Consider the following 23,439-nt stretch of genomic DNA (forward strand, 5'->3'; position numbering starts at 1 on the left):
GCGAGGGCCGGCCGCCGGTTCCCGGCGCGCCCGGGAGCCGGCGGCGGCCTCGCGGCACATCCGGGGGAGGGGACCTCCCCGGCGCACGGACACCGGATCCCCTCTGACAGCTCACGACCACCACGGCGCCCGCCGGTGCGGGCGCCGCACGCGCTCGCCGAGGAGGCACACCATCGTGACCGCAACGCCGAAGATCGTCGCGATCAACGGATCCGAGAGGGACGGGAACACGGCCGACGTGCTGCGGCACGCCGCGTCGGTCGCCGCCGAGCGGGGCGTCGACTTCGAGGCCGTCGACCTGCGGAACATCAGGATGCTGCGCTGCGGCCCGTGCGGCGACTGCAACGACCGCACGATCCGGTGCGAGCAGACCGACGACGTGCCCGGGGTGGTGGACAAGATGATCGCCGCCGACGGCATCATCTACGCCGCGCCCGTGCACGGCTTCGGCACGGCCAGCCTCATGCAGACGTTCATCGAGCGGGCCGGCGTCGGCTACCTGCGCTTCGACCGGCCGCTCGCCAACAAGGTGGCCGGGATCGTCGCGGTGGCCCGCCGCTACAGCGCGGGCGAGGTCTGGGCCCAGCTCACCGTCAACGCGCTGCTCAACCGCATGATCGTCGTCGGGAGCGGGTTCCCGGCCGAGGTCCACGCCCTGCACCGGGGTGACGCGGCCAAGGACGAGGAGGGCCTGACGAACGTCGCCCGCATGGTCGACCGCATGATCGACATGATCGACCTGCTCAACGAGCACCGCCGTCTCACCGGGCGGCGGGACGTCCTCGGCGTCGGCGAGCGCAACGAGCGGGTCGGCCTGGCGCTCGACGAACTGCGGGAGCACCTGTGACGCCCCCGCCCGCCGCGGGCCTCCTCCCGGCGGCGCTGCCGGCCGCGGAGACCACCGTCCTGCGGCAGCCGGCCGGCGACGAGGCGTTCTGGCGGGACTACCAGCGCGTGCTCGACCGCTTCCACGCCGGCGAGATGACCCCCGGCGACTGGTCGCGCTGGCGGGCCGAGCGCCTGCGGGCCGTGCTGCGGCACGTCACCGAGCGCTCCCCGTTCTACCGGCGCCACCTGGCCGGGATCGACGTCGGCGCGGTCACCCCGCGGACTTTGTCCGCCCTGCCGTTCACCACCAAGGACGACCTGCGCAGGGAGATGTACGACGTGCTGTCGGGGAGCCCGGCGGACGCCAGCATCTTCTACGAGACGACCGGCACGACGGGCCCGTCCACCCCCTGCCCCCGCGGCGTCCGCGACATCCTGACCAGCAACTCCGCGGTCGAGGAGTCGTGGCGGCGGCTTTTCCGTTCCCGGTTCGGCGACCGCCTGCCGGTCGTCGGGCTCATGGGGCCCTCGGAGCTGTACGCGTTCGGCGACGTGTTCACCGCGGTCACCGCGTCGCTCGGCGCCTGCCACGTGAAGATCTGGCCCGAGTCGCCCCGCGTCGGCTTCCGCAAGGCGCTGCGGCTCATCGAGGAGCTGGGCGTCGAGGTGATCGTCTGCGCCCCGGCGCTCTGCCTGAGCCTCGCCAAGGCCGCCCTGCACTACGGGTACGACCTGTCCCGGCTGCCGGTCGCGATGTTCCTCGTGCTCGGCGAGATCTGCACCCCGCAGTTCGCCGCGAACGTCGCGTCGATCTGGCCGCGCGCGACGGTCCACCCCACCCTGTACGGCTCGCAGGAGGCGCTGTGCATCGCCACCGGCGCCGACACCGGCCGGCTCCACCTGTCCGAGCTGAACTACATCGCCGAGCTGGTCGACCCGGACACCGGCGCGCCGCTCGGCGACCGCGGCGAGGGCGAGCTGGTCCTGACCATGCTCGTGGACGGCGTCAAGCCGCTCATCCGCTACCGCACGGCCGACCTCGTACGGATCGAGGACGCGCCCGCGGACTCCCCGCTGCCCGGCCCGGTCGTCGAGGTCGTCGGCCGGGTGGCCGACCGCATCCGGCTGGGCGAGGCGACCCTGCAGCCGGCCGAGCTGGAGTCCGCCGTCCTCGACGGCGTCCGGGGCTGCCTCGGGTACCAGGTCGTCATCGACCGGGACGAGGACGGCCGCGACCGGGTGACCGTGCGGATGGACCTGCTGCCGAGGATCGCGGGCGACGCGGCAGCGGTCGGCGCGGGCGTGGCGGCGCGACTGCGCGAGCGGACCGGGGTGAGCGCCGGCATCGCGGTCGACGCCGAGCTCGACCCGGTCACCAACACCGGCGCCTTCGTGAGCTGGAAGGCGGCCCGGATCCTGGACAACAGGACCGAGGCGGACCACGCCGCGGTGGTCGCCCGGCAGGTGGCCCACCGCTACGCGATCACGACCTGACGGGGGTGCGGCATGAGGGAGCGAATCGACCGAGCCGCGCTGCGCGTGAGCACGTCGCGCCGCGAGGTGCCGCCCACGGGCAGCCTGTCCGCGTACCTCGCGCTCGCCGAGCGGTTCGGCCGCGACGAGGTGTTCCTGCTGGAGTCGGCCGCCGGCTCGGTGCGCGACCGGCGCTACCGCTTCACCGGCTTCGGCGCCCTGCTGACGGTCGCGGTGACCGGCGGCGTGGTGCGGGTCGAGGGGGTGCCGGAGGTCCGCGACGCCGTGCTCGCCCGGATCCGCCCGCTCCTGGACCGCGACGCGGAATCGGGCGACAGCCGGGCCGTGGACCCCGATGTGGACCCCGATGTGGACGGCGACGGGGGCGCCCCCGAGGGTGCCCGGACGGGCGGTCGCGAGGGCGGCGGGCTGCGGCTGCGGCGGCCGCGCGACCTGTGGCAGGTCCTGCGGGCCGTGGGAGGCGTGTTCGACGCCCGGGGCTCGGCCTCGCGCTTCCGGTTCGGCTTCCTCGGCTACTTCGGCTACGACACCGCCCGCTACATCGAGGACCTGCCGTACCTCATCGAGGGCGACGGCGGCATGGCGGACGTCTACCTGGTGCTCCACCGGGGCTGTCTCGTCGTCGACCTGGCCACCGGCCGGTCGGAACTGCTGCTGCACGAGTGCCCGGCCTGGCCGGCGCTCGATCCCGCCGAGATCGCCGCCCTCGTCGGCGACGCGGACCACACCCATCCCGAGCCGGTTCCGGCCCCCGTTCCCGAGGCGTGGATGTACGACGACACCGATGCCGCCCGGTTCGCGCGCAACGTGGAGCGATGCCTGAAGCACATCGCGGTGGGCGACATCTACCAGGTGCAGATCGGCCACGAGCTGACCGTCGCGAGCGCCGCCGACCCGCTCGACGTCTACCTCCGGCTGCGCGCGCGCAACGCCTCGCCGTACATGTACCTGACGTCGGTGGACGGCCACACGATCGTGGGGGCGAGCCCGGAGCTGTTCGTCCGCGTGGAGGACGGCGCCGTGACCATGCGGCCCATCGCGGGCACGGTCCCGAGAAGCGCCGACGGCGACGAGGCCGAGGACGACGCCCTGGCGGCCCGGCTGCGCGAGGACCCGAAGGAGGTCGCCGAGCACACCATGCTCGTCGACCTGTGCCGCAACGACATCGGCCGCATCTGCGCCCGCGACAGCCTCGGCGTGCGGGAGACGATGGTCGTCGAGCGCTACTCCCACGTGCAGCACCTCGTGTCCACCGTCACCGGGCGGGCCGAGGGCGGAGTCGACGCGTTCGACGTCATCCGCGCGCTGTTCCCCGCCGGGACCATGACCGGCACCCCGAAGATCCGGGCCATGGAGATCATCGAGGAGCTGGAGACCACCCGCAGGGGCCTGTACGCCGGCGCTCTCGGCCTCATCGACGTGGGCGGCTACGTCAACCTCGCCCTGTGCATCCGCACCCTCATCCACCGCGACGGCGTCTACCGCACGCGCGCCTCGGCGGGCGTCGTGGCCGACTCCTCCGCCGAGCGCGAGTGGACCGAGACCCTCGCCAAGTCGAGCGCCGCGTACTGGGCGGTGACCGGCCGGGAACTGCTGTGACAGCCTGACGCCCGGGCCGGGACCGGCCCGGGCTCTCGCGCGCCGTCCAGCCTGACAGCGATCGTTGACGTGGCTGACGAGAGGAAGTCGTGAGGTACTACCACCTGCCCCAGTTCTCCGGCGTCGACGCGCTGCGCCTGGACGAGCGCGACGTCCCCGTCCCGGGGCCGCGCGAGGTGCTCGTCCGCATGCGCGCGTGGTCGCTCAACCACCGCGACCTGCTCATCGCGCGCGACGCGTACGGCCGGGGCATGAAGCCCGACCTCGTGCCGCTGTCGGACGGCGCGGGGGAGGTGGTGGAGACCGGCCCGGAGGCGACGCGGTGGAAGGTGGGCGACCGGGTCACCGGCGTGTTCCTGCCCGGGTGGCTCGGCGGCCCGGTCACCGCGGCCAGGCTCGCGAGGGCGCTCGGGGGCACCGTGGACGGCGTCCTGGCCGAGTACGTGGCCTTCGACGAGGAGGCTATCGTCGCGACCCCCGACCACCTGGACGACGCGGAGGCGGCCACGCTGCCCTGCGCGGCGGTCACGGCGTGGCAGTGCCTCGTGGTGCAGGGCGGGCTCGGCCCCGGGCAGCGGGTCCTCACGCTGGGCAGCGGCGGAGTGTCGGTGTTCGCGCTGCAGTTCGCGTCGCTGGCCGGCGCGGAGGTGGTCGCCACGTCGGGCAGCGACGCGAAGCTGGAGCGGCTGCTCGCGCTGGGCGCGGCCCACGGCGTCAACCACGCCCGTGTGCGCGACTGGGGCCGGTACGTCCACGACCTCACGGACGGCGGGGTCGACCACGTCATCGACGTCGGCGGCGGGGGCACGCTGCCGCAGTCGATCAGGGCCGCCCGCACCGGCGGCCGGGTGAGCGTCGTCGGCGTGCTGAGCCCCGGACAGGGCATCGACCCGGTCCCGTTGCTGCGCAAGGCACTGATCGTGCAGGGGCTGCACGTCGGCAGCCGGGAGGCGTTCGAGGCGATGAACCGGGCGATCGGGCTGCACCGGCTCCGCCCGCTCGTCGACCGGTCGTTCCCGTTCTCCGACGCGGTCGCCGCGTACCGCCACCTCGAGTCCGGCCGCCACCTGGGCAAGGTCGTCATCGTGGCGGACTGACCGATCGCAACTCGCGGCCGCGTCCGTCGGACGGCCGCAGAGAACAGACCGCGCATCAGTGCAGGTGGTCGCGCAACCTATACCCGGCCTATACCGCTGTGCGCTGAGCTGCCGGTCCGCCATGCACGTCGTGGGCGGCAGCACCCTGGCCGCCACGCTGGAAGCCGACGTCAACGGCTCTACAGCTGAGTTGGCGGGGCATGCGCGCGCCCGTGCCGGCGGCCGGCGATGGCCACTCGGGTTCTTGACGGCGCTGCGCGAGGTCTTCACTGACACTCGCGAGCAGAGGTGCCGGGTTCACAAGACCGCCGATCGGTCGACTGAGCATTCTGGAAGAACCCCGGAGGCTCCCCGGCCGATAAACTCAGTGACGGAGAGTGACCGCGGGCGAGCGCGCACCAGGTGAGAGCCCGTCCCGGCGGGCCGCCGGGCCCCACTCCCACGGCGTCGCGGAAATCAGTCGCGATTGGGCCTCACCGATCGCGCCCCGGATGTCGAGAACCGCCGGCCCGCTCCGACCCACATACGGAGGAGGCGCCCGGAGCGACGTCCGGTAGCCGAACGACACGCAGACGAGCGAGGAGCCCCAGGGCGGTGGCTCCGACACGACAAACGTAACCAGGAGGCGACTCGATGAGCGCGACGAAGACGGACACGCTGCAGGTTCCGGGCGCGAGCCTGTACTACGAGGTGCGGGGCGACGGACCCGTGCTCCTGCTGATCCCCGGCGCCCCCGGCGACGCCGCCATGTTCGGCGGCCTCGCGGAGGCCCTGTCCGACCGGTACACGGTCGTGACGTACGACGCGCGCGGCCTGTCGCGCAGCACGCTGGACGGCCCGGCCGAGGACCAGCGGATCGAGGTCCACGCCGACGACGCCCACCGGCTGCTGTCGGCCGTCACGAGCGAGCCGGCCTACGTGTTCGGCGCCAGCGGCGGCGCCCTGGTCGCGCTCGACCTGCTGACCCGCCACCCCGAGCAGGTGCGGGCGCTGGTCGCGCACGAGCCGCCGGCGGTGGTCCTGCTGCCCGACGCCGACCACTGGGCGGCCTTCACACAGGAGATCTCCGACATCTACGCGGCCGCCGGCTGGGGCGCCGCCATGGGCCGCTTCGGCGAGGGCATGGGCCTCGGCGGCCCCGAGGAGGGCGACGGCGGCGAGTGGGAGCAGCAGGGCGAGCCCGACCCCGAGATGCTCGCCGCCATGGCTCGGTTCGAGGCCAACGCCGACTTCTTCTTCAAGCACGTGTGGAGCTCGTTCATGAGCCACACCCCCGACGTCGAGGGCGTGCGCTCGGCCGAGCCGCGCGTCGTGATCGCGGGCGGCGACGCCTCCGACGGGCAGGTCCCGCGGAAGGCCGCGGCCGCGCTGGCCGACCGCCTCGGCACGGGCATCGTGGACGTCCCCGGCGACCACGGCGGCTTCACCACCCAGCCCGACGCGTTCGCCGAGACCCTCCACAAGATCCTGCAGAACGACTGAGCAGACGACGACCACCCCGACGACCACCCCGACGACCCCCCACGACCACTCCGACGGCCCGCGGCGCCCCGCCGCGGGCCGTCCTCGTCCCGGGGCGGACGGCGCGGGCGCCCGTACGGCGGAAGGAGACGCATGGCCGAGCACGTCACCGGGCTCGCCGGGAGTCCGGCCGAGCTGATGGCGACCCTGGTGTCCAGTGAGGGGCGGCGGAACCGGCACGCGGTCTACGACGCGCTGCGGGCCCACGGGGGCGTCGTGGCGGCCGGGGAGGGCCTGCTGGCGGTCCTCGGGTACGCCGAGTGCCTGCGGGCTCTCAGGGAGCCCAAGCTGCGGGTTCAGGACGAGCGCAGCCACGACGTCGTGCACCCCGGCTGGCGGTCGCACTCGTCGCTGCGCGGCTTCACCGACTGGATGCTCTACACCAACCCGCCCGACCACACCCGCCTGCGCCGACTGGTGACGGGCGCCTTCACCGCCCGCCGGGTGGCGGCCCTGCAGCCGGCCGTCGAGCGGCTGACCGACCGGCTGCTCGACCGCATGGACACGGCGGCCGCCGGAGGGACGCCGGTGGACTTCATGGCGGAGTTCGCCTTCCGGCTGCCGGTCGCGGTCATCGGGGTGCTGCTGGGCGTCCCGGAGGACGACCAGGTGTGGTTCCGCGCCGCGGCGGCCGAGGTGACCCTGGCCCTCGAGGGCCTCACCGACCTGTCCCGGCTCGCCCGCGCGGACGCCGCCATGGACGAGCTGTCGGCGTACTTCACGGCTCTCGTCGAGGAGCGGCGCCGCCGCCCGGCGGACGACATGCTGAGCGCGCTGGTGCGGGTCCACGACGACGACGGCGACCGGCTCAGCGGCGACGAGCTGATCGGCAACCTCGTGCTGCTGCTGGTGGCCGGCTTCGACACCACCACGAACCTGCTGGGCCACGCGCTGCGCCTGGCCTTCGAGCACCCGGCGCACGCGGCGCGGCTGCGGGAGGGGGAGCCCGGGTTCGCCGCCGCGTACGTCGAGGAGACGCTGCGGGTCGAGCCGCCCGTCCAGGCCACCAGCCGCTGGGCGGGCGCGCCGTTCGACCTCATGGGCACGCCGGTGCCCGAGGGGACGAAGCTGCTGCTCCTGCTGGCCGCCTGCAACCGCGACCCCCGCCGTCACCCCGATCCGCATCGGTTCGACCCGGAACGGCCGGACAACCGGCCGCTGAGCTTCGGGGGAGGCGTGCACCTGTGCGTCGGCGCCGGCCTCGCCCGCATGGAGGCGTCGGTGGCGCTGCCCCGGCTGCTGCGCCGCTTCCCCGGCATCGCCCCGGCCGGCGCCCCCGCCTACCGGAACCGCCTGGTCGTGCCCGGGTTCGAGCGGTTCCCCGTGTCCGTCCGATAGGCCTGGCAGGAACAGGTCACCGCGCGTCAACTTGCTGAGTGCCGCGTGTCCGGATCGCCGGCCGTCCGTGCCGCACAGTGGGGATGCGGGAACACCCGCGGCCCCCGACGACAAGGACGGCGACAATGACCGACGCACCGACGATCCTCGTGGTGGACGCCTTCGACAGCTTCGTCTACATCATCCGGCAGTACCTGATGTCCGCCGGCGCCGAGCCGGTGATGGTCCGCTCGAACGAGCTCGACCTCGACGACGTGCGGTGGATGCGCCCGGACGCGGTGCTGCTCGGCCCCGGCCCCGGCCACCCGTCGGAGTCCGGCCACGTCGAGATCGTGCGGGCCTACGGGGGAGAGGTGCCGATCCTGGGCGTCTGCCTCGGCCACCAGGCGATCGGGCTGGCGTACGGCGCGACGATCGCGCGGGCGCAGCACCTGATGCACGGCAAGACGAGCCCCATCCGGCACGACGGGCGCGGCCTGTTCACCGGGATGCCCGACCCCTTCCCGGCCACCCGGTACCACTCGCTCGTGGTCGAGGAGGACAGCGTGCCGTCCTGCCTGGAGGTGAGCGCCCGGTCGCTCGACGACGGGTACGTGATGGGGCTGCGGCACCGCTGGCTGCCGATCGAGTCGGTGCAGTTCCACCCCGAGAGCATCTGCACCGAGGGCGGCATGCGCATCATCGGCAACTTCGTCCGGGCCCACGCGGGCTTCCCCGCCTGGAGCCGCGCCGTGGCCGCCTGAGTGCGCGGGCCTCAGGGCAGGATCTCCAGCCGCACGTCGAGCCCCTCGTACAGGTACGGCGTGGTGGTGACGATCCGCCAGCCCCGCCGTACGGCGTGGACGGCCGCGTGGGCGGCGACGAGGACCTCGGGCAGCTGGGCGTCGGCGGCGGCGGCCGGCCGGTGCCGGCGCAGGCTCGCCATGATGGCCTGGGCGTACGGGCCGCCGGCCACGGCGTCGTCGGGGGACAGGGCGCCGGTCACCACCATGGACATGCGGAGGAAGCGTTCGAGACGGGGCTGGATCGGGCCCAGGGACAGGACCTGGACCGCCAGCGCGGGGACGAGGAGGGTGACGCCGTGGGCGGAGGACTGCAGCACCACGACCCGGCCGTACATGCTCTTTCCCTCGATGAGGTGGACGACGGCGTCGAGGTCCAGCACGTGGCCGGACAGGACGCCCGCCGGTGGGACGGGGTCGCTCACGCGGCGTCCGCCGTGGCGTCGCCGCCGAAGAGGCGGGCCGCCCGGGCGCGGTCCTCGTCACCGATGCCGTCCTGCCAGCCGGGACCCCATAAATCGGCCATGATGGCCAGGTCGTCCTGGATGCGGCGGCGCTCCCGGAGCGCCGCGGCGATGTACGCCGAGGCGTTGCCCGACGCCTGCGCCTCGTCGGCCAGCTCGTCGGGCAAAGAGATCGTAATCTTCTTGGTCATACTTGGGAGAGTACTCAGTCATACCCGGCCGGTCCACCGGTTCCCGGGAAGAGGCCCCGGGACGGCGGAAGGGGCGCCCGCCGGTGTGGACGGACGCCCCTTCCCGGGACACGGAGGCGGTCAGGCGGCCGCCCTGGCGGGGCGGCGGCGCCGGCGCTCCACCAGCCACTTGGCGACCAGGACGTTGAGGACCCAGCCCCAGGAGATGGCCTCCAGGAACAGCATCATGTCGAACTGGACGCCCGTGATCCCCATGAAGATCACGACGACCCGGCCCCACGAGGTGCCGAGGGCGAGCGCGAAGCTGTAGTACATCCAGCGGCGGTGCTCGGCGTACCGGTGGGCTCGCTGCATCCGGTAGCCCTGCACGGTCGTGACGATCCAGGCCACGGCCATCCCGAACAGCCCGACGCGGCCCGTGGGGGCCTGGGAGAAGGGCAGCAGCGCGAGGCCCAGCAGGGCGGCCGGCAGGGCTCCGGCGAAGACGTACAGCCACCCGCTCACCCGGTGGAACCGGACGCTCCTGCGGCGCAGCCACGGCAGGAGCTGCAGGAAGCCCGTCACCATCGTCACGTTGCCGGTGATCGCGTGGATCACCACGGTGGGGTAGTGCAGGTGCCCGGGGAAGTTCGGGCTCAGCGGGATCCGGGACAGGGCAGGGTCGAACGTGAGATACGTCGGCAGCGCCCAGATCAGGTTGAACACGACGAGCACCGCGAAGGCGACGGCCCACGCGCCGCGCCACCACGGGACCCGCTCGCGGGGCGCGGCGGCCCGGCCCCGGGTCCGCTGGGGCGGCTCATGGGTCCAGGTGGCCTGGACTCCGGCGGTCTCCACATCTTGTGTCACGGCGGGTTCCTTTCTCGCTTCTGGCCGGGCCTCGGGGTCCCCTCCGGCTGTCGTCGCGGCCCGGCGGTCGCACAGCCGCCCACGCGGCCAGCGTCACACCCGCCCGTGGTGCCGGGCACCTCCCTGCTTGCGCAGTTAGCGCTGGTGGCGGGGGAGATCCTCGGTGTGGGGGAAGGCGAGCGGCTCCTCCATGCGCAGGACGGCTCCCGAGCCTCCGGCGGCCGCCACGGTGACGCCGCCGGGCTCGCCCCGCATCTCGAACGAGCCGAAGTCGACCACCCACAGGGAGCCGTCGGCGGGGTGGAACCGGACGTCGATGGGCCGGCTGAGCTCCGAGCTGAGCAGCACGTGCTGCCGCCAGTCCGAGGTCCGCACGAGGGTCAGCGCCCGGCCCACCTCCGGGTGGCCCGGCGCCGCCGTCATCGGCGTCTCGTCGCCGAACAGCGCGACCGCCAGGAAGCCGCCGCCGGGCGCCACGTCGAACTTCGTCGCGGCCGTGTGGCTGTGGAACTCGGCCAGCGGGCGCTCCGGCTCGGGAAGCTCCGCGTGGTTGGCCAGGATGAAGCCCGGCGCCGGGCCGGTCTCCGGCGTGAACCGGGGGTCGGTGATGGGCACGCCGCCCATGAAGTCGGGCCAGCCGTACCACGCGCCTGGCCGGATCTCCCACAGGTAGTCCGGCACGTTGGCCACCGGGCGGCTGCCGCGGTCGTCGGCGCCCTGGTCGAGGGCGAGCAGCCGCCCGTCCGGCAGGAACTTCAGCCCGAACGCGTTGCGCACCCCCCAGGCCACCAGTTCGACGTCCGTGCCGTCCGGGTTGGCGCGCAGGACGGCGGAGGTGGCCGGCGTGCGTCCCGGCAGGCGCGTCCCGGCGGGCAGCCGCTCCCCGAACTGCGTGTACGGCCCGGTGACCAGCGTGGCCGAGGGGTCGTCGCCGAACGGGTCGCGGGTCTCGACGGCCACGCCCGTCAGCTCGACGTCGTAGCCGGGGACGTCCACGCTGTGCGGCAGCTTCTTCAGCCAGCCCATCATCAGGGCGTCGAGGCCGACCAGGCCGGTGTTGGTCATCGCCCCCTGACCCCAGTACATCTTGCCGTCCGGGCCGAACGCGACCTCGTTGGTGTGGTAGTTGCCGCCCCCCGGCAGGTTGTCGAGGACGTGGGTGACGCGGCCGTCGAGCTCCAGGCGCGACACCCGTCCCGGATCGCTGCCCTGCGACACCCACAGCGAGCCGTCGTGGAAGACCAGGCCGGTCACCGGGGAGCCCAGCCCCTCGGCGAGCACGGTCGTGCCGCCGTCCGGCTCGACGCGCAGGACCCGGCCGCCCGGCGCGGCGCCGCCGAACGGCAGGCCCGTCTCGGCGACGTACGCCCCGCCGTCGTCGTCGAACGCGAGGGCGCTGGGGAACGACAGGCCGTCCGCGACGACCGACACGCGGCCGAGCTTGGCGGAGGTGGTGCTGTCCAGCCACGACATGGTGATCCTCCTGCGAGGTGGGGTCGGTGTCAGGCGGGCCGGCGGCCCCTCACGGACGGCCGTCCGGTTGGGAGCGGCGGGGGGTTCGGCAGCTCACGCGGGCGCATGACCGGACGCCAGCCCGGCGGCCCAGGCGACCAGCATCCGGTGCTGCTCGTCCAGTCCGTGGACCTGAGTGCCGGCCGGGTCCTTGAAGAAGAACGCCAGCTCGGGGAGGCAGCCACGCCGTCCCGCCGCCAGCGCCCGGGCGGTCAGCCGGGCCAGGTCGAGCACGAGCGGGGCGGCCAGCGCGGAGTCGCACCCCTCCCAGGTGAACTGCATGCGCATCGGGGTGCCGAGGAACCCCTGGAACGTGACGTGGTCCCAGGCGGTCTTCCACTCGCCCATCTCCGGGACGTTGTGGATGTGCACGCCCCCGCTCACGGGATGGCCGAGGAGCGCCTGGAGCACCCGCTCCTTGGAGTCGATCTTGCTGGCCGCGGCGGCCGGGTCGGCGAGCGTGGCGCCGTCGCCGCCGCCGAGGAGGTTCGTGCCCGACCAGGAGGTCACCCGCAGCGCCCTGGTGGCGAACATCGGCGCGAGCGCGGTCTTCAGCAGCGTCTCGCCGGTCTTGCCGTCGCTGCCGCCGTAGGGCACGCCGCGCCGCAGGGCGAGCTGGTCGAGCGCGACGAGCCGGGCGCCCCTCGACGGGGTGAAGTCGACGTACGCGCATCCGGCCGACAGGGCGGCGTAGGCGTAGCGCGAGCTGACCGGCAGCGCGTCCACCCCGGCGGCGAGCGCCTCGTCGAGCAGCGCGAGGTCGGCGGTCGCCGGGTGGGGCTCGGCGGGGGGCTCGGTGGAGGAGACGTTCACCACCACCACGGCGCCGAGGCCCTCGCGCTCGCGGAACGCGGCCAGGTCCGCGGCGAGGCCGGCGACCTGCTCCGCCTGGGAACGCCGGTCCGCGCCGTCCACGCCGGGCCGCACACGCGCCTCGGCGGCGTCGAGGTCGTCGGCGACGGCCGCGGGCAGGCCGGCCGGGACCACCCCGTCCAGCGCCAGGCGCTCGGCGCGCTCCCGCAGCGGGACGCCGGCCACGTCGTGGCCGCCGAAGACGAGGTCCCCGTACGCCGGCAGGGGCACGGAGGAGAACTGCGGCGAGTCCGTCACGCAGCCCACCGGGGGCCGCAGGCCGCGGGCGAGCGCCGCCGCGCCCACGACCGTGGTCACCGCGACCGAGCCGCGCGCCCCGACGAGCCAGACACCTGTCCGCATGAGAAGACCTCCAGCCGGGGAGCCGGTCGTCCGGGGCGTTCCGCCCGATGGGAAGGGGTCCGGCGCCGTTGGCGGACCGCCACCCACCCAGCGTGCATCAGGATGATCGCGACGCCTTCTCCCAGCGTGCTCTCCCGCCCGCGTCGGCGGGCTCGCGGGCGCGGGCTCGGACGCGGGCCCGGACGCGGGCGTGGCGGGCCCCCACGATGGGAGGCCCGCCACGCGCCGGGAGGAGACGGGGTCAGGACAGCGAGTACGCGAGGAACTCGGGCACCGGCTGGTCGAAGAAGATCGGCGAGGCCGCCCCGATGTAGAGCGTGTCGCCCACCACGGCGGGGAACGAGTTGATCCCCGCCTTGGTCGTGGTGCTCCACAGCGTCTTGCCGGTCCGCACGTCCAGCCCGTAGATCGTGCCGTCGTAGGTGCTGGTGAACACGACGTCGTTGGCGACGGTCGCGGCGCCGAAGTTCTCCGACGGCAGGTCGCGCTTCCACAGCACCTTGCCGGTGGCCACGTCCACGGCGAGGATGCCGCCCGTGCCCGAGGCGAGGTCGGGGAAGTCGTAGCTGGTCGAGCTCATGGGGGACGACGCGTCCACCCACGGCACGAACAGCCGGCCGTCCGAGACCGACATCGGCGTCTGGACGCCGCCGAAGATGCCGGGGTAGACCTGCACGGGCTGGTCCGGCAGCGGCCCGGTGTCGTTCTGGTGCCTGCCGACCGGCAGCGACCACAGCGGCTTGCCGTCGTCGGCCCGGTAGGCGTGCACCGAGCCCATCTTGCCGGCGACCACCACGACCTCCGTCCGCACGCCGTTGAGCGTGGCGTAGGTGATGATCGGCGAGATGTGCAGGTCGTAGTCGCGCAGGTCGTGCGGGGCGACCTGCTGGTACCACAGCACCTTGCCCGTCTTGCCGTCGAGGGCGACGAGCGAGTTGGTGTAGAGGTTCGGCCCGGGGCGGCTCGCGCCGTTCGGGTACTCAGACGTGCCCGGGAACGGCGCGGGGTCGCCGACCGCGACGAACACCCGGCCCCGGTCGTCGACGCCCGGCGGGAACCACAGGCCGCCGCCGCTGTTGATCTCGGGGTGGCCCCACAGGTAGCCGTCCTTGATCGTGTTGAACGACCACTTCGGCGTGCCGGTGGCGGCGTCGAAGGCCCAGACCGTGCCCATCGAGCCGGGGGCGTACGTCGTGAGGGTGGACGGCACGGTGCTGACCACCACGGTGCGGTCGTACAGCTGCGGCGCGATGTCGACGCCTCCGTCACCCTCCTTGACCAGCTCGCGCGACCACACCGTCGCGCCGGTGCGCGGGTCGAGCGCGAAGACGCCGGTGTGGGTGGTGCCGAACAGCAGCCCCCAGCCGTAGGCCACGCCGTTGGGGCCGACGTTCGGGCTGTCGAAGGAGCGCTGCCACTTGACCCGGCCGGTGGCCTGGTCGAGCGCGGACACCTTGCTGTTGAGGTCGATCAGGTAGACCGTCCCGCCCACGACGATGGGGTTGGACGAGAACGTGCCGAAGAACTCGTTGCTGTCGAGCGCGAAGCGCCACTTCACCTTGAGCCCGGCGACGTTCTTCGACGTGATGGACGTCCGCTTGGTCGCGCGGGTGTTGGCGAGGTCGTAGTTGTGCCCGGCCCAGACGCCGGCGGTCGAGCCCCACTCCGGCGGGGCGTCCGTGGCCGGCAGCGAGGCCGCGGCGCTCGTGCCCGCCGCGTGCGAGGCGGCGGCGCCCGGCCGGGCCGCCGCGACCGCGGGCAGGACCGCGAGCGCGACGAGCGCGGCCAGGGCGATCCTGCGCCGCCGCCCGCGCCGCCGTGGCGCGGGGTCGGGGGCCGGTCCTGTTCCTATGGTGTCCACGTGTTCTCCCTTGTGAACGAACCCGGCGTGGTTCCGCCGGGAGTCAGCGCAGCGGGCGGACGAACGCCCGCACGTCCTCGACGAGCAGCTCCGGCTGCTCCATCGCGGCGAAGTGGCCCCCGCGGTCGAACTCGGTCCAGTGGGCGAGCGTCGGCAGCAGCCGGTCGGCCCACCGCCGGATCGGCAGCGCGGCGTCGTGGGGGAAGACGGCCACGCCGACGGGCGCGCGGAGCGGCCACGGCCCGCCCCACGTCGTGACGAACGCCTCGTCGCCGCGGGCCGACTCGTAGTAGAGCTGGGCGCTGGAGCCCGCGGTCGCGGTGAGCCAGTAGATGGTGACGTTCGTCAGCAGGTGGTCGCGGTCGACCGCGTCCTCGGGCGCCTTGTCCGAGTCGGTCCACTCCTTGAACTTCTCGACGATCCAGGCGAGCTGCCCCACGGGCGAGTCGGTGAGCCCGTACGACAGGGTCTGCGGGCGGGTCGACTGGATGCGCTGCCAGCCCATGCCGTCCTGCTGGAAGCGCAGCGCGAACCCGAGCCTGGCGTTGTCGGTGTCGTCCAGCTCGGCGAACGCCGACGGGTCGTCCGGGGGGAACGTGACGAACATGTTGACGTGCACGCCGGCCACGTGCTCGGGGTCGGCGAGGCCGAGCTCCAGCGAGATGGCCATGCCCCAGTCGCCGCCCTGGACGGCGTAGCGGTCGTACCCGAGACGGCGCATCAGCTCGGCCCAGGCCCGCGCCACGTGGCGGACGTCCCAGCCGGTCTGGCCGGTGGGGCCGGAGAATCCGTACCCGGGGATCGACGGGATGACCAGGTGGAACGCGTCGCGGGGGTCGCCGCCGTGCGCGGCCGGGTCCGTCAGCGGGCCGATGACGTCGAGGAACTCGGCGACCGAGCCGGGCCAGCCGTGCGTCACGATCAGCGGGACCGCGTCCGGCTCCGGCGAACGGACGTGCAGGAAGTGCACGTCGACCCCGTCGATCTCGGTGATGAACTGCGGGTACCGGTTCAGCCGGGCCTCGGCGGCCCGCCAGTCGAACTCGGTGCGCCAGTACTCGGCCAGCTCCTTGAGGTAGTCCACGGGAACGCCGCGGTCCCAGCCCACGCCGGGCACCTCGCTGGGCCAGCGGGTGGCGGCGATCCGGCGCCGGAGGTCGTCGAGGTCCGCCTCGGGGATGTCGATTCGGAAGGGACGCATCTGACTGCCTTTCGGTCACGTCCGCCGGCGGTGGGGCCGGCCGTGACCGGCCGGGGGTGGCGGTTCGCAGCCACGCCGGCGGGGGTACGGCTGCGAGCGGCTGCGGCCGGGACCCGGCCGGCCGCGGGCACGCCCGGGGCGGGGCTGGGGACTGAGGGCTGAGCCGGGGGGCTGGGGCTGAGGGCTGGTTCGGGGAGGGCTGGGGCTGGTTCGGGGAGGGCTGGTTCGGGGAGGCTGGGGCACGGCCGCGGCGCACCGGCGGAGGCCGGTGCGCCGGGATGGCGAGGGCACGGGCGAGGGGGTTCAGGCCCCCCGGCCCGCCGTGGACGCCGTGGACGCCGGGGACGCGGACCGCGTGCCGTCCTGCCCGGACGGGACGTCGGGCTGCGCGACCGGCTGGGCGACCGGCTGCGCAGCGAGCTGGTCGACCGGCTGGGCGGCGGGCTCCGTCGCGACGGCCGGCTCGGGGGCCCGGCCGCCGTGCCGCAGCACGCGGAGCACGGTGCCGGGGCGCAGCAGCGCCTGCGGCGGGTCGATGAGGCCGGCCACCCGGATGAACGCGTTGCCGAGCGCGCTGTCGTGGACGGCGGCCCGCTGCAGCCGGGAGACGTAGGCGTTGATCAGCCGGACCTTCGGCGTCCTGCGGCCCTCGACGCCGGCGTAGCCGAGGTCGGCGCCGGCCGACAGCTCCCAGGGCGAGGCGATCTCGCGGGCGATGTCGCGGAAGAAGGCGCGCGGGTCGGGCAGGGACCCCTCGCTCAGATGGCGGCGCAGCACCAGCGACTCCAGCGCGGCGACCGTCATGCCCTGGGCGTAGATCGGGTTGAAGCTGCACACCGCGTCGCCCATGACCAGCAGCCGCTCAGGGAAGCGGGTCAGCCGCTCGTAGTGCCGCCACACGCTGACCGGGTACTTGAACATCACCGGGTCGTCGACCGGCTCGGCGTCGCGCACCGACAGGTAGATGTCCGGGATCGGCAGCGAGCGGACGAACTCCAGGAAGCCGTCGGGGTCGGTCGGCGGGTGGTCGCCGAGGATGCCCGTGAGCGACAGCTCCAGCAGGCCGTCGTTCCCCGGGAGGCGGTAGTAGAAGGCGCCGCGCGGGTGGGCGGGCGTGGCGGCCGGGATCATCGCGAGGTCGCTGCCGAAGGGGTCGACGTCGACCCGGTAGTGGCGGGTGGTGTACGCGAGGTCGATCTTGACCCGGTCCTCCTCGGGACGCCCGTAGCCGAGCTCCTCCAGCCAGACGGGGGTGCGGGAGCCGCGCCCCGTCGTGTCGACGACCAGGTCCGCGTCCAGGACCAGCGGATCCCCGCCGCCGCCCTGCGGCTGCACCCGGGCGCCCAATACACGCCCGCCGCCCGGCGTCGTCGCCAGGCCCAGGATGTCGTGCCGCTCCAGGAAACGGACGTTCGGGATGGCCCGCACCCGCTCGCGCAGGTGGTGCTCCAGCACCGGCCGCGTCGCCGGCACCGACAGCAGCCCCGAGTGGGCCGGCTTGACCCGCTGGCCGTTGAAGTACCAGCGGATGTCCCCGTTGAAGTCCCCGGGCCGCACGCCGGCGGCCTCGAGCTCGGCGGTGAGCCCAGGGAACTGGCTTTCGAGGATCTCGTGGCCGCGCGCCACCAGTCCGTGGGCGTGGCGGCCGTGGGGGACGCCGCGGCGGGGGCCGGAGACCCCCAGCAGCGCGTCGCGGTCCACCAGGAGAACCTCGGCGAAGCTCTCGGAGAGCACCCGGGCGGCCAGCAGGCCCCCCATGCTCCCGCCGAGCACCACGACGCGGTCGCCGGCTCGGGCACCCATCGCGGTCACCTCCTCAATCCGTGTCGCGGTCCGGTCAGAAAGCGCTGATGGGCGTGTTCTGGTAGGCCGTCACCAGCCACTCGCCGTCCACGCGGGCGAGCAGCCACGACGCGCGGACGGCCTTGCCGGGGGCGAGCTCTGTCTGGCCGGCCTCGATGACGCCGCCACGGGTGATCATGAGGACGAGGTCGTCGGACAGGCGGCGGATGGCCAGGGGCGTCCCCGTCACGCGGCTGCCGGCGTACGGCCCGGCGTAGGCGGCCTCCATGTAGGCCCGGATCCGGTCGCGCCCGGTCACGAAGACGTCACCGGGAAGGATCATGGTGGCGTGCTCGGTGAAGACCGAGGCGAAGCCGGCGGCGTCGTTGTCGGCCCACGCCGCGATGACGCGCTGGGGGACGGCCGCCGCCGCGGTCGCCTCGACCGCCACGGTGGTCGGCGAGTTCACGGGCATCTCTGCCTCCAGGAGTGTTGGCGCGCACGCGAAAGGAGTTCGCCTGCAGGGAATCCGGGGAAAGGCGGTCGGGTCGCGTTTCCGTTCGCCGATCCTGACTTTTGAATCGTCCTATTCCGCCGCTGTGACCCGCATCTCCTGAATTGCGGATCAATGCACCTTTCAACCGGTCAGGACGACGGCTCGATCGACAGCGCGTGATGGAAGACGTTGCGCGGGTCGTACCGGTCCTTCACGGCCTGGAGGCGGGGGTAGTTGCCCTTGTAGTACAGCTCGTGCCAGGGGACGCCGGAGGTGTTCCACGCGGGGTCGGCCAGGTCGACGTCCGGGTAGCTGATGTACGAGCCGTCGTCGACCTCGCCTGGCACCGGCACGCCGCCGGTCTCGGCGTAGACGTCGCGGTAGTACTCGCGGACCCACCCGATGTGCGCCGGGTCCTCCTCCTCCGACACCCACATCCCGGCGCTGTAGGAGGCCTTGAGGATCGAGTCGCGCTGGGGGATCGCGGTCGCGCCGGGGGCGACGGCGTTCACCCGGCCGCCGAAGCCGGTGAGCACGAGGCACGCCGCGGGGTTGTGGTAGCCCTCGCCACCCAGGTGCCGGTAGATCGCCGCGATCTGCCTGTCGGTGTAGCGGCGGCGCAGGTAGGCGGCCTTGTGCTTGTAACGGCCGTTCGGGTCGCTCGGCCAGCTGTACGACGGCATCCACGTCTCCATCCACGGCACCACCTGCTCGGCGTCCGCGACCGGGTCCACCCCGACGCCGTCCGTCAGGGCCTCGACCTGGGCCGCCAGCAGCCGCTCCGCGTCCGGGACGTGCGCGTCGATCACCGAGGTCAGCCCGAACGCGCCCGCGGACCGGTGGGTGACGATGAGGTTGGTCCACAGGTGCCGGTACGGGGAGTCCGGCTCGCTGTTGGCCTCGAACCAGGCGCAGTAGTTGCGCAGCAGCGTCGTGAACGCCTCCTCGGTCATCCCCGCCCACGGCCACGCCAGGTCGCGCCGGCGCATGTGGGTGGGCGCCGCCGGCAGCAGGCGGGCCGGGTCGGCCGACTCCACTCCCGGGCTGCGCAGCCAGAAGCGGGTGACCACGCCGAAGTTGCCGCCCCCGCCGCCCGTGTGGGCCCACCACAGGTCGCGGTGCGGGTCGTCCGGTTCGCGGGTGGCCACCACCACCCGGGCCCGGCCGTCCTCGCCGACGACCACGACCTCGACCGCGTACAGGTGGTCCACCACGAGGCCGTCCCGGCGGGACAGGTGGCCGTAGCCGCCGCCCGTGATGTGGCCGCCGACCCCCACCTCGAAGCAGGTGCCGGCGGGGATCGTCACCCCCCACCCGTCGTGCAGCACCCGATAGACGTGGCCCAGGGTGGCGCCGCCCTCGACCGCGAACGCCCGCCGCTCCTCGTCGTGGTAGACGGCCGACATGGGGGACAGGTCGAGCAGGACCTGGACGTCGGGCGAGGCGGTGAAGTCCTCGAAGCAGTGGCCGCCGCTGCGGACCACGATGCGCCTCCCGGCGGCCACGGCCTCCTCCACGGCCGCCGCGACCTGCTCGGTGGTGGCCGCCAGGCGGACGTAGTCGGGGGCGGGCGTGAAGCGGTGGTTGTATCCGCAGACCAGGTCCCCGTAGCGCGGGTCGTCCGGTGTGACGGTGATCGGCCCGGGGGCCGGGACCGGCGTCCCCGGGCCCGGCCCGGGGCGGACGGCGGTCATCTCGGTCATGGTCCTCACCTCCGTGGAAGACGTCACCTGACCGTGGCACGCCGCCTCCCGGCGCCGCATCTCGCCGATTGCCTCCTTGCCCGAGCCCGCGCGGCGCGGTGACGGCGTCCCTCACGCGGCCGCAAAGGGACGCCCCGCGCAGCCGCAGAGGGGACGGCCCCACGGCGGGAGACGGGGACGGCCCGCGCACGCGACCGGCCCCGCCTCCCGGGGGGCCGGATGGGAGGCGAGGCCGGTGGTCCGGTACCGGCGGGGGATCAGCCCGCGGTCTGGAGGGCCGGCTCGTCCGCGGCCGCCTGCTCGTCCTGCTCGGCCCGGCCGGTCGGCGGCACGTGCCGCAGCAGGGTGGCGGCTAGGACGGCCACGGCGGCCAGCAGGACGGCGCTGACCGCGGCCACGACGTTCAGCCCGCTGGTGTAGGCGTCGCGGGCCGGAGCCAGCAGCGCCTCGCCGGCCTGGGCGGGCAGCCCGGCCGCCGCGCTCGCGGCGCCGGTGATGCTCTCGCGCGCCGCCCGCGCCGCCGCGGCCGGCACGCCGTCCGGGACCGCGATGGTCGCCCGGTAGACGGCCGCGCCGATGCTGCCGAGCGCGGCGATGCCGAGCGCGAAGCCGAACTGGCCGCTCGTCTCGTTGATGGCCGCGGCCGACCCGGCCTTCTCCTGCGGGGCCGAGCCGATGACCAGGCCGGTGCCGAGCGTGACGAGCGGGCCGGCGCCGAGGAAGATGAGCGCGAAGCCGGAGGCCAGGAGACCGGGCGCCGAGGCGGTCTGCACCTGGGTGATCACGACAAGCCCGGCCACCGAGATCGCCAGGCCGCCGCCGATGCAGTACGCCGGGCGGAACCGGCGGGCCAGCATCGGGGAGACCATGAAGCTCACCGTGTTGGCGGCCACGGCGGGCAGCATCCACACGCCCGCCTGGAGCGGCGACAGCCCCTGCACCAGCTCGAAGTGCTGGGTGATGAACATCATGATCGCGCCCATGAGCAGCGTGCCGAACAGGATGCTCACCAGCGCCGCGCTGAACGACCGGTGGGCGAACAGCCGCACGTCGAGCAGCGGGCTGGCCAGCGCCCGCTGGCGCCGGACGAACACCACGCCGAGCGCGAGGCCGACCACGATCGCGGACAGCGCGCCGGCGCTCCAGCCGCTCTTGGCCAGCTCCTTGAGCCCGTAGATGATCGGCAGGATCGCGGCCATGGACAGCGCGACGCTGGCCAGGTCGAGCCGGCCCGCGCCCGCGTCGCGGTACTCGGGCAGCAGGACGGGACCGAGCACGAGCAGCAGCACCATGGCGGGCACGCCGAGCAGGAAGACCGAGCCCCACCAGAAGTGCTCCAGCATGGCGCCGCCGACCAGCGGGCCGATGATGGCGCCGGCCGAGAAGCACATGGCCCAGATGCCGATGGCCGTGCCGCGCTGACGGGCGTCCCGGAACAGCGTGGTGATCAGCGACAGCGTCGACGGCGCGAGCGTGGCCCCGGCCACGCCGAGCACGCCGCGGGCGGCGATCAGCATCTCGGGGCTGCGCGAGTAGGCCGACACCACGGACGCGACGGCGAACGCGGACGCGCCGATCAGCAGCAGCCTCCGGCGGCCGATGCGGTCGCCGAGGGTGCCCATGGTCACCAGGAACCCGGACAGCATGAAGCCGTAGATGTCGATGATCCACAGCTGCTGGGTGCCGCCCGCGCCGAGGTCCGTGCTGAGGTACGGCAGGGCGAGCAGCATCACGTAGACGTCGATGGAGACCAGGAGCGTGGGCAGGGCCAGCACGGCCAGCCCGATCCACTCCCGCCGCCCGGCGCGCGGGCCGGCCACGGCAGAGGTCGTGTCGTGCATGGGAGATCCTTTCCGGCTCTCGGACGCCAGCGGCGCCTCTCATGAAGAGGTCGGAGCGGGCTCCGGGATCTCGACATCGACACCCCGGCGGCGCGCCCGGCCGTCGTGGTCGCCGCCGTTGGGGTTCCGCCTGTGGTCACTCTGGGTCACCGACCGTATCAACCGGGTCCGACCTGCGGCTTCTTCCAACGTGCGCGATCCGAATGCGACGGATCCGGCATTTCGCGACAGCGCAATCCGAGAGATGCGCCGCCGTCAGCGCGGATGTGAAGGTCGGGTGGTGCGGATCGGCGGACGGCCGGGCCGGACGAGGACCTGCCGCGACGCCGGCGCCCGATCCCCCGTCACGACGCGCACGCCGGGCGTGCTCCGGCTCCTGCCGCAGTCCAGAGGAGGAACTGATGGAAACCACCCAAGCCCCCCCGCGGGAGGAACTCGTCCGCCGCGCGTCGGAGCTGGTGCCCCTGCTGCAGCGGAACGCCGCCTGGGGGGAGGAGAACAGGCGCCTGGCCGACGAGACGGTCGAGGCCCTGACGGACGCCGGCATCCTCAAGATGCGCGTCCCCACCCGGTACGGCGGCTACGAGTCCGACATGCGCACGGTCGTCGAGGTCGTCTCCGAGCTCGCCCGCGGCGACGGCTCGGCCTCCTGGACCGCCGCCGTCTGGGCGATCAGCGCCTGGATGGTCGGCCTGTTCCCCGACGAGGTCCAGGACGAGATCTTCGCGGACCCCGACGTCCGCGTGAGCGGCATCCTCAGCCCGAGCGCCCTGGCCGTCCCGACCGACGGCGGCGTGGTGGTCAACGGCGCGTGGAAGTTCAACAGCGGCTCCCAGCAGAGCCAGTGGAACACGAACGCGGCCGTCCGGCCGACCCCCGACGGCGGCTTCGAGCCCGTCATGATCGCCGTTCCGCTGTCCGACCTGACGGTCGTCGACGACTGGCACACCGCGGGCCTGCGCGGCACGGGCAGCGTCACCACCGTGGCCAAGGACGTCTTCGTGCCCGAGGCGCGGGTCCTGCCGATGATCCCGGTCCTCATGGGCCAGCACCGGTCGGTCGCCAACGCGGACTCCCCGATCTACCGGGCGCCGTTCATGCCGACGGCCTGCGCGACCGTCAGCGCCCCCGCGCTCGGCCTGGCGAAGGCCGCGAAGGAGGCGTTCTTCGAGCGCCTGCCCGGTCGCAAGATCACCTATACGAACTACGAGAACCAGAGCGAGGCCCCGATCACCCACCTGCAGGTGGCGGAGGCGACCATCAAGATCGACGAGGCGCAGTTCCACGCGTACCGCGCGGCCGACCTGGTCGACACCAAGGGCCCGACCGGCGAGCCGTGGACGCTGGAGGAGCGCGCCCGCATCCGCCTCGACCTGGGTGCGGTGTGCCAGCGCGCCAAGGAGGCCGTGGACATCCTCAACACCGCGAGCGGCGGCTCGTCGATCTACACCTCGGTGCCGATCCAGCGCATCGAGCGGGACATCCAGACGATCAACCTGCACGCGATCCTGCACCCCAACACCAACCTCGAACTGTACGGGCGGGTCGTCTGCGGCCTGGAGCCCAACACCGTCTACATCTGACCGTTCCGTTCCCCGCCGCGTCGCCCGGCTGAACGCAGTGGTCGGTGCCGGCGTACGGCTGTCCGTCGGCGTCCGGCGGCGG

The 23,439-nt window shown here is 73.7% G+C and carries 19 protein-coding genes and 1 pseudogene; 9 read left to right on the forward strand and 11 right to left on the reverse strand.

Translation table 11 applies throughout. The features are described 5' to 3' along the window. Positions 1-175: 175 nt before the first annotated feature. The 8 genes and pseudogenes from Mco01_RS14670 to Mco01_RS14700 all read left to right on the forward strand — a co-directional run bounded on the left by Mco01_RS14670 (position 176) and on the right by Mco01_RS14700 (position 8,620). Positions 176-847, forward strand: a complete 672-nt coding sequence (locus Mco01_RS14670) for a flavodoxin family protein (RefSeq protein WP_204057441.1) — start codon at positions 176-178, stop codon at positions 845-847. Continuing rightward, a complete protein-coding gene (locus Mco01_RS14675) occupies positions 844-2,322 on the forward strand; it encodes a phenylacetate--CoA ligase family protein (protein ID WP_204057442.1) in 1,479 nt (492 codons plus the stop codon). Before Mco01_RS14670 ends, Mco01_RS14675 begins: the two co-directional genes overlap by 4 nt. Before the next feature lie 12 nt (positions 2,323-2,334). After that, complete coding sequence (locus Mco01_RS14680; protein WP_204057443.1) at positions 2,335-3,921, forward strand: anthranilate synthase component I family protein; 1,587 nt, start codon at positions 2,335-2,337, stop codon at positions 3,919-3,921. Positions 3,922-4,010: 89 nt separating this feature from the next. After that, positions 4,011-5,018 carry a zinc-dependent alcohol dehydrogenase family protein gene (locus Mco01_RS14685; RefSeq protein WP_204057444.1) on the forward strand — a complete coding sequence of 336 codons (1,008 nt, stop codon included), beginning with the start codon at positions 4,011-4,013 and terminating at the stop codon, positions 5,016-5,018. A gap of 179 nt (positions 5,019-5,197) precedes the next feature. Further along, positions 5,198-5,325: pseudogene (locus Mco01_RS40200) on the forward strand (IS256 family transposase); the annotation flags it as partial. Positions 5,326-5,651: 326 nt separating this feature from the next. Next, positions 5,652-6,500: an alpha/beta fold hydrolase gene (locus tag Mco01_RS14690; protein WP_204057445.1), complete on the forward strand. Its 849-nt coding sequence runs from the start codon at positions 5,652-5,654 to the stop codon at positions 6,498-6,500. A 132-nt stretch (positions 6,501-6,632) separates the two neighbouring features. Beyond that, entirely contained in the window at positions 6,633-7,877 is a 1,245-nt protein-coding gene (locus tag Mco01_RS14695) for a cytochrome P450 (protein WP_204057446.1), read from the forward strand. Between the two features lie 125 nt (positions 7,878-8,002). Further along, a complete protein-coding gene (locus tag Mco01_RS14700) occupies positions 8,003-8,620 on the forward strand; it encodes an anthranilate synthase component II (RefSeq protein WP_204057447.1) in 618 nt (205 codons plus the stop codon). Positions 8,621-8,631: 11 nt separating this feature from the next. On the opposite strand, the gene Mco01_RS14705 is transcribed toward Mco01_RS14700, so the two are convergent. The 11 genes from Mco01_RS14705 to Mco01_RS14755 form a co-directional block, all read right to left on the reverse strand. Beyond that, positions 8,632-9,084, reverse strand: coding sequence for a hypothetical protein (locus tag Mco01_RS14705; protein ID WP_204057448.1), 453 nt, complete (start codon positions 9,082-9,084; stop codon positions 8,632-8,634). Further along, positions 9,081-9,314, reverse strand: coding sequence for a ribbon-helix-helix domain-containing protein (locus Mco01_RS14710; protein ID WP_204057449.1), 234 nt, complete (start codon positions 9,312-9,314; stop codon positions 9,081-9,083). The genes Mco01_RS14705 and Mco01_RS14710 overlap by 4 nt, the downstream gene beginning before the upstream one ends. Positions 9,315-9,434: 120 nt before the next feature. Beyond that, the gene (locus Mco01_RS14715) at positions 9,435-10,163 is read right to left on the reverse strand and encodes a DUF2306 domain-containing protein (protein WP_204057450.1); all 729 of its coding nucleotides are present in this window, start codon (positions 10,161-10,163) and stop codon (positions 9,435-9,437) included. Between the two features lie 135 nt (positions 10,164-10,298). After that, positions 10,299-11,636, reverse strand: coding sequence for a PQQ-dependent sugar dehydrogenase (locus Mco01_RS14720; RefSeq protein WP_204057451.1), 1,338 nt, complete (start codon positions 11,634-11,636; stop codon positions 10,299-10,301). Positions 11,637-11,729: 93 nt separating this feature from the next. After that, positions 11,730-12,890 carry an inositol-3-phosphate synthase gene (locus Mco01_RS14725; RefSeq protein WP_204057452.1) on the reverse strand — a complete coding sequence of 387 codons (1,161 nt, stop codon included), beginning with the start codon at positions 12,888-12,890 and terminating at the stop codon, positions 11,730-11,732. 241 nt (positions 12,891-13,131) lie between these two features. After that, positions 13,132-14,751 (reverse strand): outer membrane protein assembly factor BamB family protein, encoded by a 1,620-nt coding sequence (locus Mco01_RS14730; protein WP_204057453.1) that lies wholly within the window; start codon positions 14,749-14,751, stop codon positions 13,132-13,134. A 43-nt stretch (positions 14,752-14,794) separates the two neighbouring features. Continuing rightward, positions 14,795-15,952 carry an epoxide hydrolase family protein gene (locus Mco01_RS14735; RefSeq protein ID WP_204057454.1) on the reverse strand — a complete coding sequence of 386 codons (1,158 nt, stop codon included), beginning with the start codon at positions 15,950-15,952 and terminating at the stop codon, positions 14,795-14,797. A gap of 303 nt (positions 15,953-16,255) precedes the next feature. Next, a complete protein-coding gene (locus Mco01_RS14740) occupies positions 16,256-17,755 on the reverse strand; it encodes an FAD-binding monooxygenase (protein ID WP_204057455.1) in 1,500 nt (499 codons plus the stop codon). A 34-nt stretch (positions 17,756-17,789) separates the two neighbouring features. Further along, entirely contained in the window at positions 17,790-18,209 is a 420-nt protein-coding gene (locus Mco01_RS14745; RefSeq protein ID WP_204057456.1) for an SgcJ/EcaC family oxidoreductase, read from the reverse strand. Between the two features lie 170 nt (positions 18,210-18,379). Next, positions 18,380-19,933 carry an FAD-binding oxidoreductase gene (locus Mco01_RS14750; RefSeq protein ID WP_239103610.1) on the reverse strand — a complete coding sequence of 518 codons (1,554 nt, stop codon included), beginning with the start codon at positions 19,931-19,933 and terminating at the stop codon, positions 18,380-18,382. A gap of 257 nt (positions 19,934-20,190) precedes the next feature. Then, the gene (locus Mco01_RS14755) at positions 20,191-21,774 is read right to left on the reverse strand and encodes an MFS transporter (protein ID WP_204057457.1); all 1,584 of its coding nucleotides are present in this window, start codon (positions 21,772-21,774) and stop codon (positions 20,191-20,193) included. Between the two features lie 401 nt (positions 21,775-22,175). On the opposite strand from Mco01_RS14755, the gene Mco01_RS14760 reads away from it, so the two are divergent. Beyond that, a complete protein-coding gene (locus tag Mco01_RS14760) occupies positions 22,176-23,357 on the forward strand; it encodes an acyl-CoA dehydrogenase family protein (protein ID WP_204057458.1) in 1,182 nt (393 codons plus the stop codon). Positions 23,358-23,439: the final 82 nt, after the last annotated feature.

It is taken from the genome of Microbispora corallina (assembly GCF_016863035.1).
GTDB lineage: Bacteria > Actinomycetota > Actinomycetes > Streptosporangiales > Streptosporangiaceae > Microbispora > Microbispora corallina.

Coding starts and splice junctions, on each gene's coding strand:
- Mco01_RS14680 (WP_204057443.1), top strand. CDS start 2,335: ATGAGGGAGCGAATCGACCGAGCCGCGCTGCGCGTGAGCACGTCGCGC.
- Mco01_RS14690 (WP_204057445.1), top strand. CDS start 5,652: ATGAGCGCGACGAAGACGGACACGCTGCAGGTTCCGGGCGCGAGCCTG.
- Mco01_RS14695 (WP_204057446.1), top strand. CDS start 6,633: ATGGCCGAGCACGTCACCGGGCTCGCCGGGAGTCCGGCCGAGCTGATG.
- Mco01_RS14700 (WP_204057447.1), top strand. CDS start 8,003: ATGACCGACGCACCGACGATCCTCGTGGTGGACGCCTTCGACAGCTTC.
- Mco01_RS14710 (WP_204057449.1), bottom strand. CDS start 9,314: ATGACCAAGAAGATTACGATCTCTTTGCCCGACGAGCTGGCCGACGAG.
- Mco01_RS14720 (WP_204057451.1), bottom strand. CDS start 11,636: ATGTCGTGGCTGGACAGCACCACCTCCGCCAAGCTCGGCCGCGTGTCG.
- Mco01_RS14725 (WP_204057452.1), bottom strand. CDS start 12,890: ATGCGGACAGGTGTCTGGCTCGTCGGGGCGCGCGGCTCGGTCGCGGTG.
- Mco01_RS14735 (WP_204057454.1), bottom strand. CDS start 15,952: ATGCGTCCCTTCCGAATCGACATCCCCGAGGCGGACCTCGACGACCTC.
- Mco01_RS14740 (WP_204057455.1), bottom strand. CDS start 17,755: ATGGGTGCCCGAGCCGGCGACCGCGTCGTGGTGCTCGGCGGGAGCATG.
- Mco01_RS14745 (WP_204057456.1), bottom strand. CDS start 18,209: ATGCCCGTGAACTCGCCGACCACCGTGGCGGTCGAGGCGACCGCGGCG.
- Mco01_RS14750 (WP_239103610.1), bottom strand. CDS start 19,933: ATGACCGAGATGACCGCCGTCCGCCCCGGGCCGGGCCCGGGGACGCCG.
- Mco01_RS14755 (WP_204057457.1), bottom strand. CDS start 21,774: ATGCACGACACGACCTCTGCCGTGGCCGGCCCGCGCGCCGGGCGGCGG.
- Mco01_RS14760 (WP_204057458.1), top strand. CDS start 22,176: ATGGAAACCACCCAAGCCCCCCCGCGGGAGGAACTCGTCCGCCGCGCG.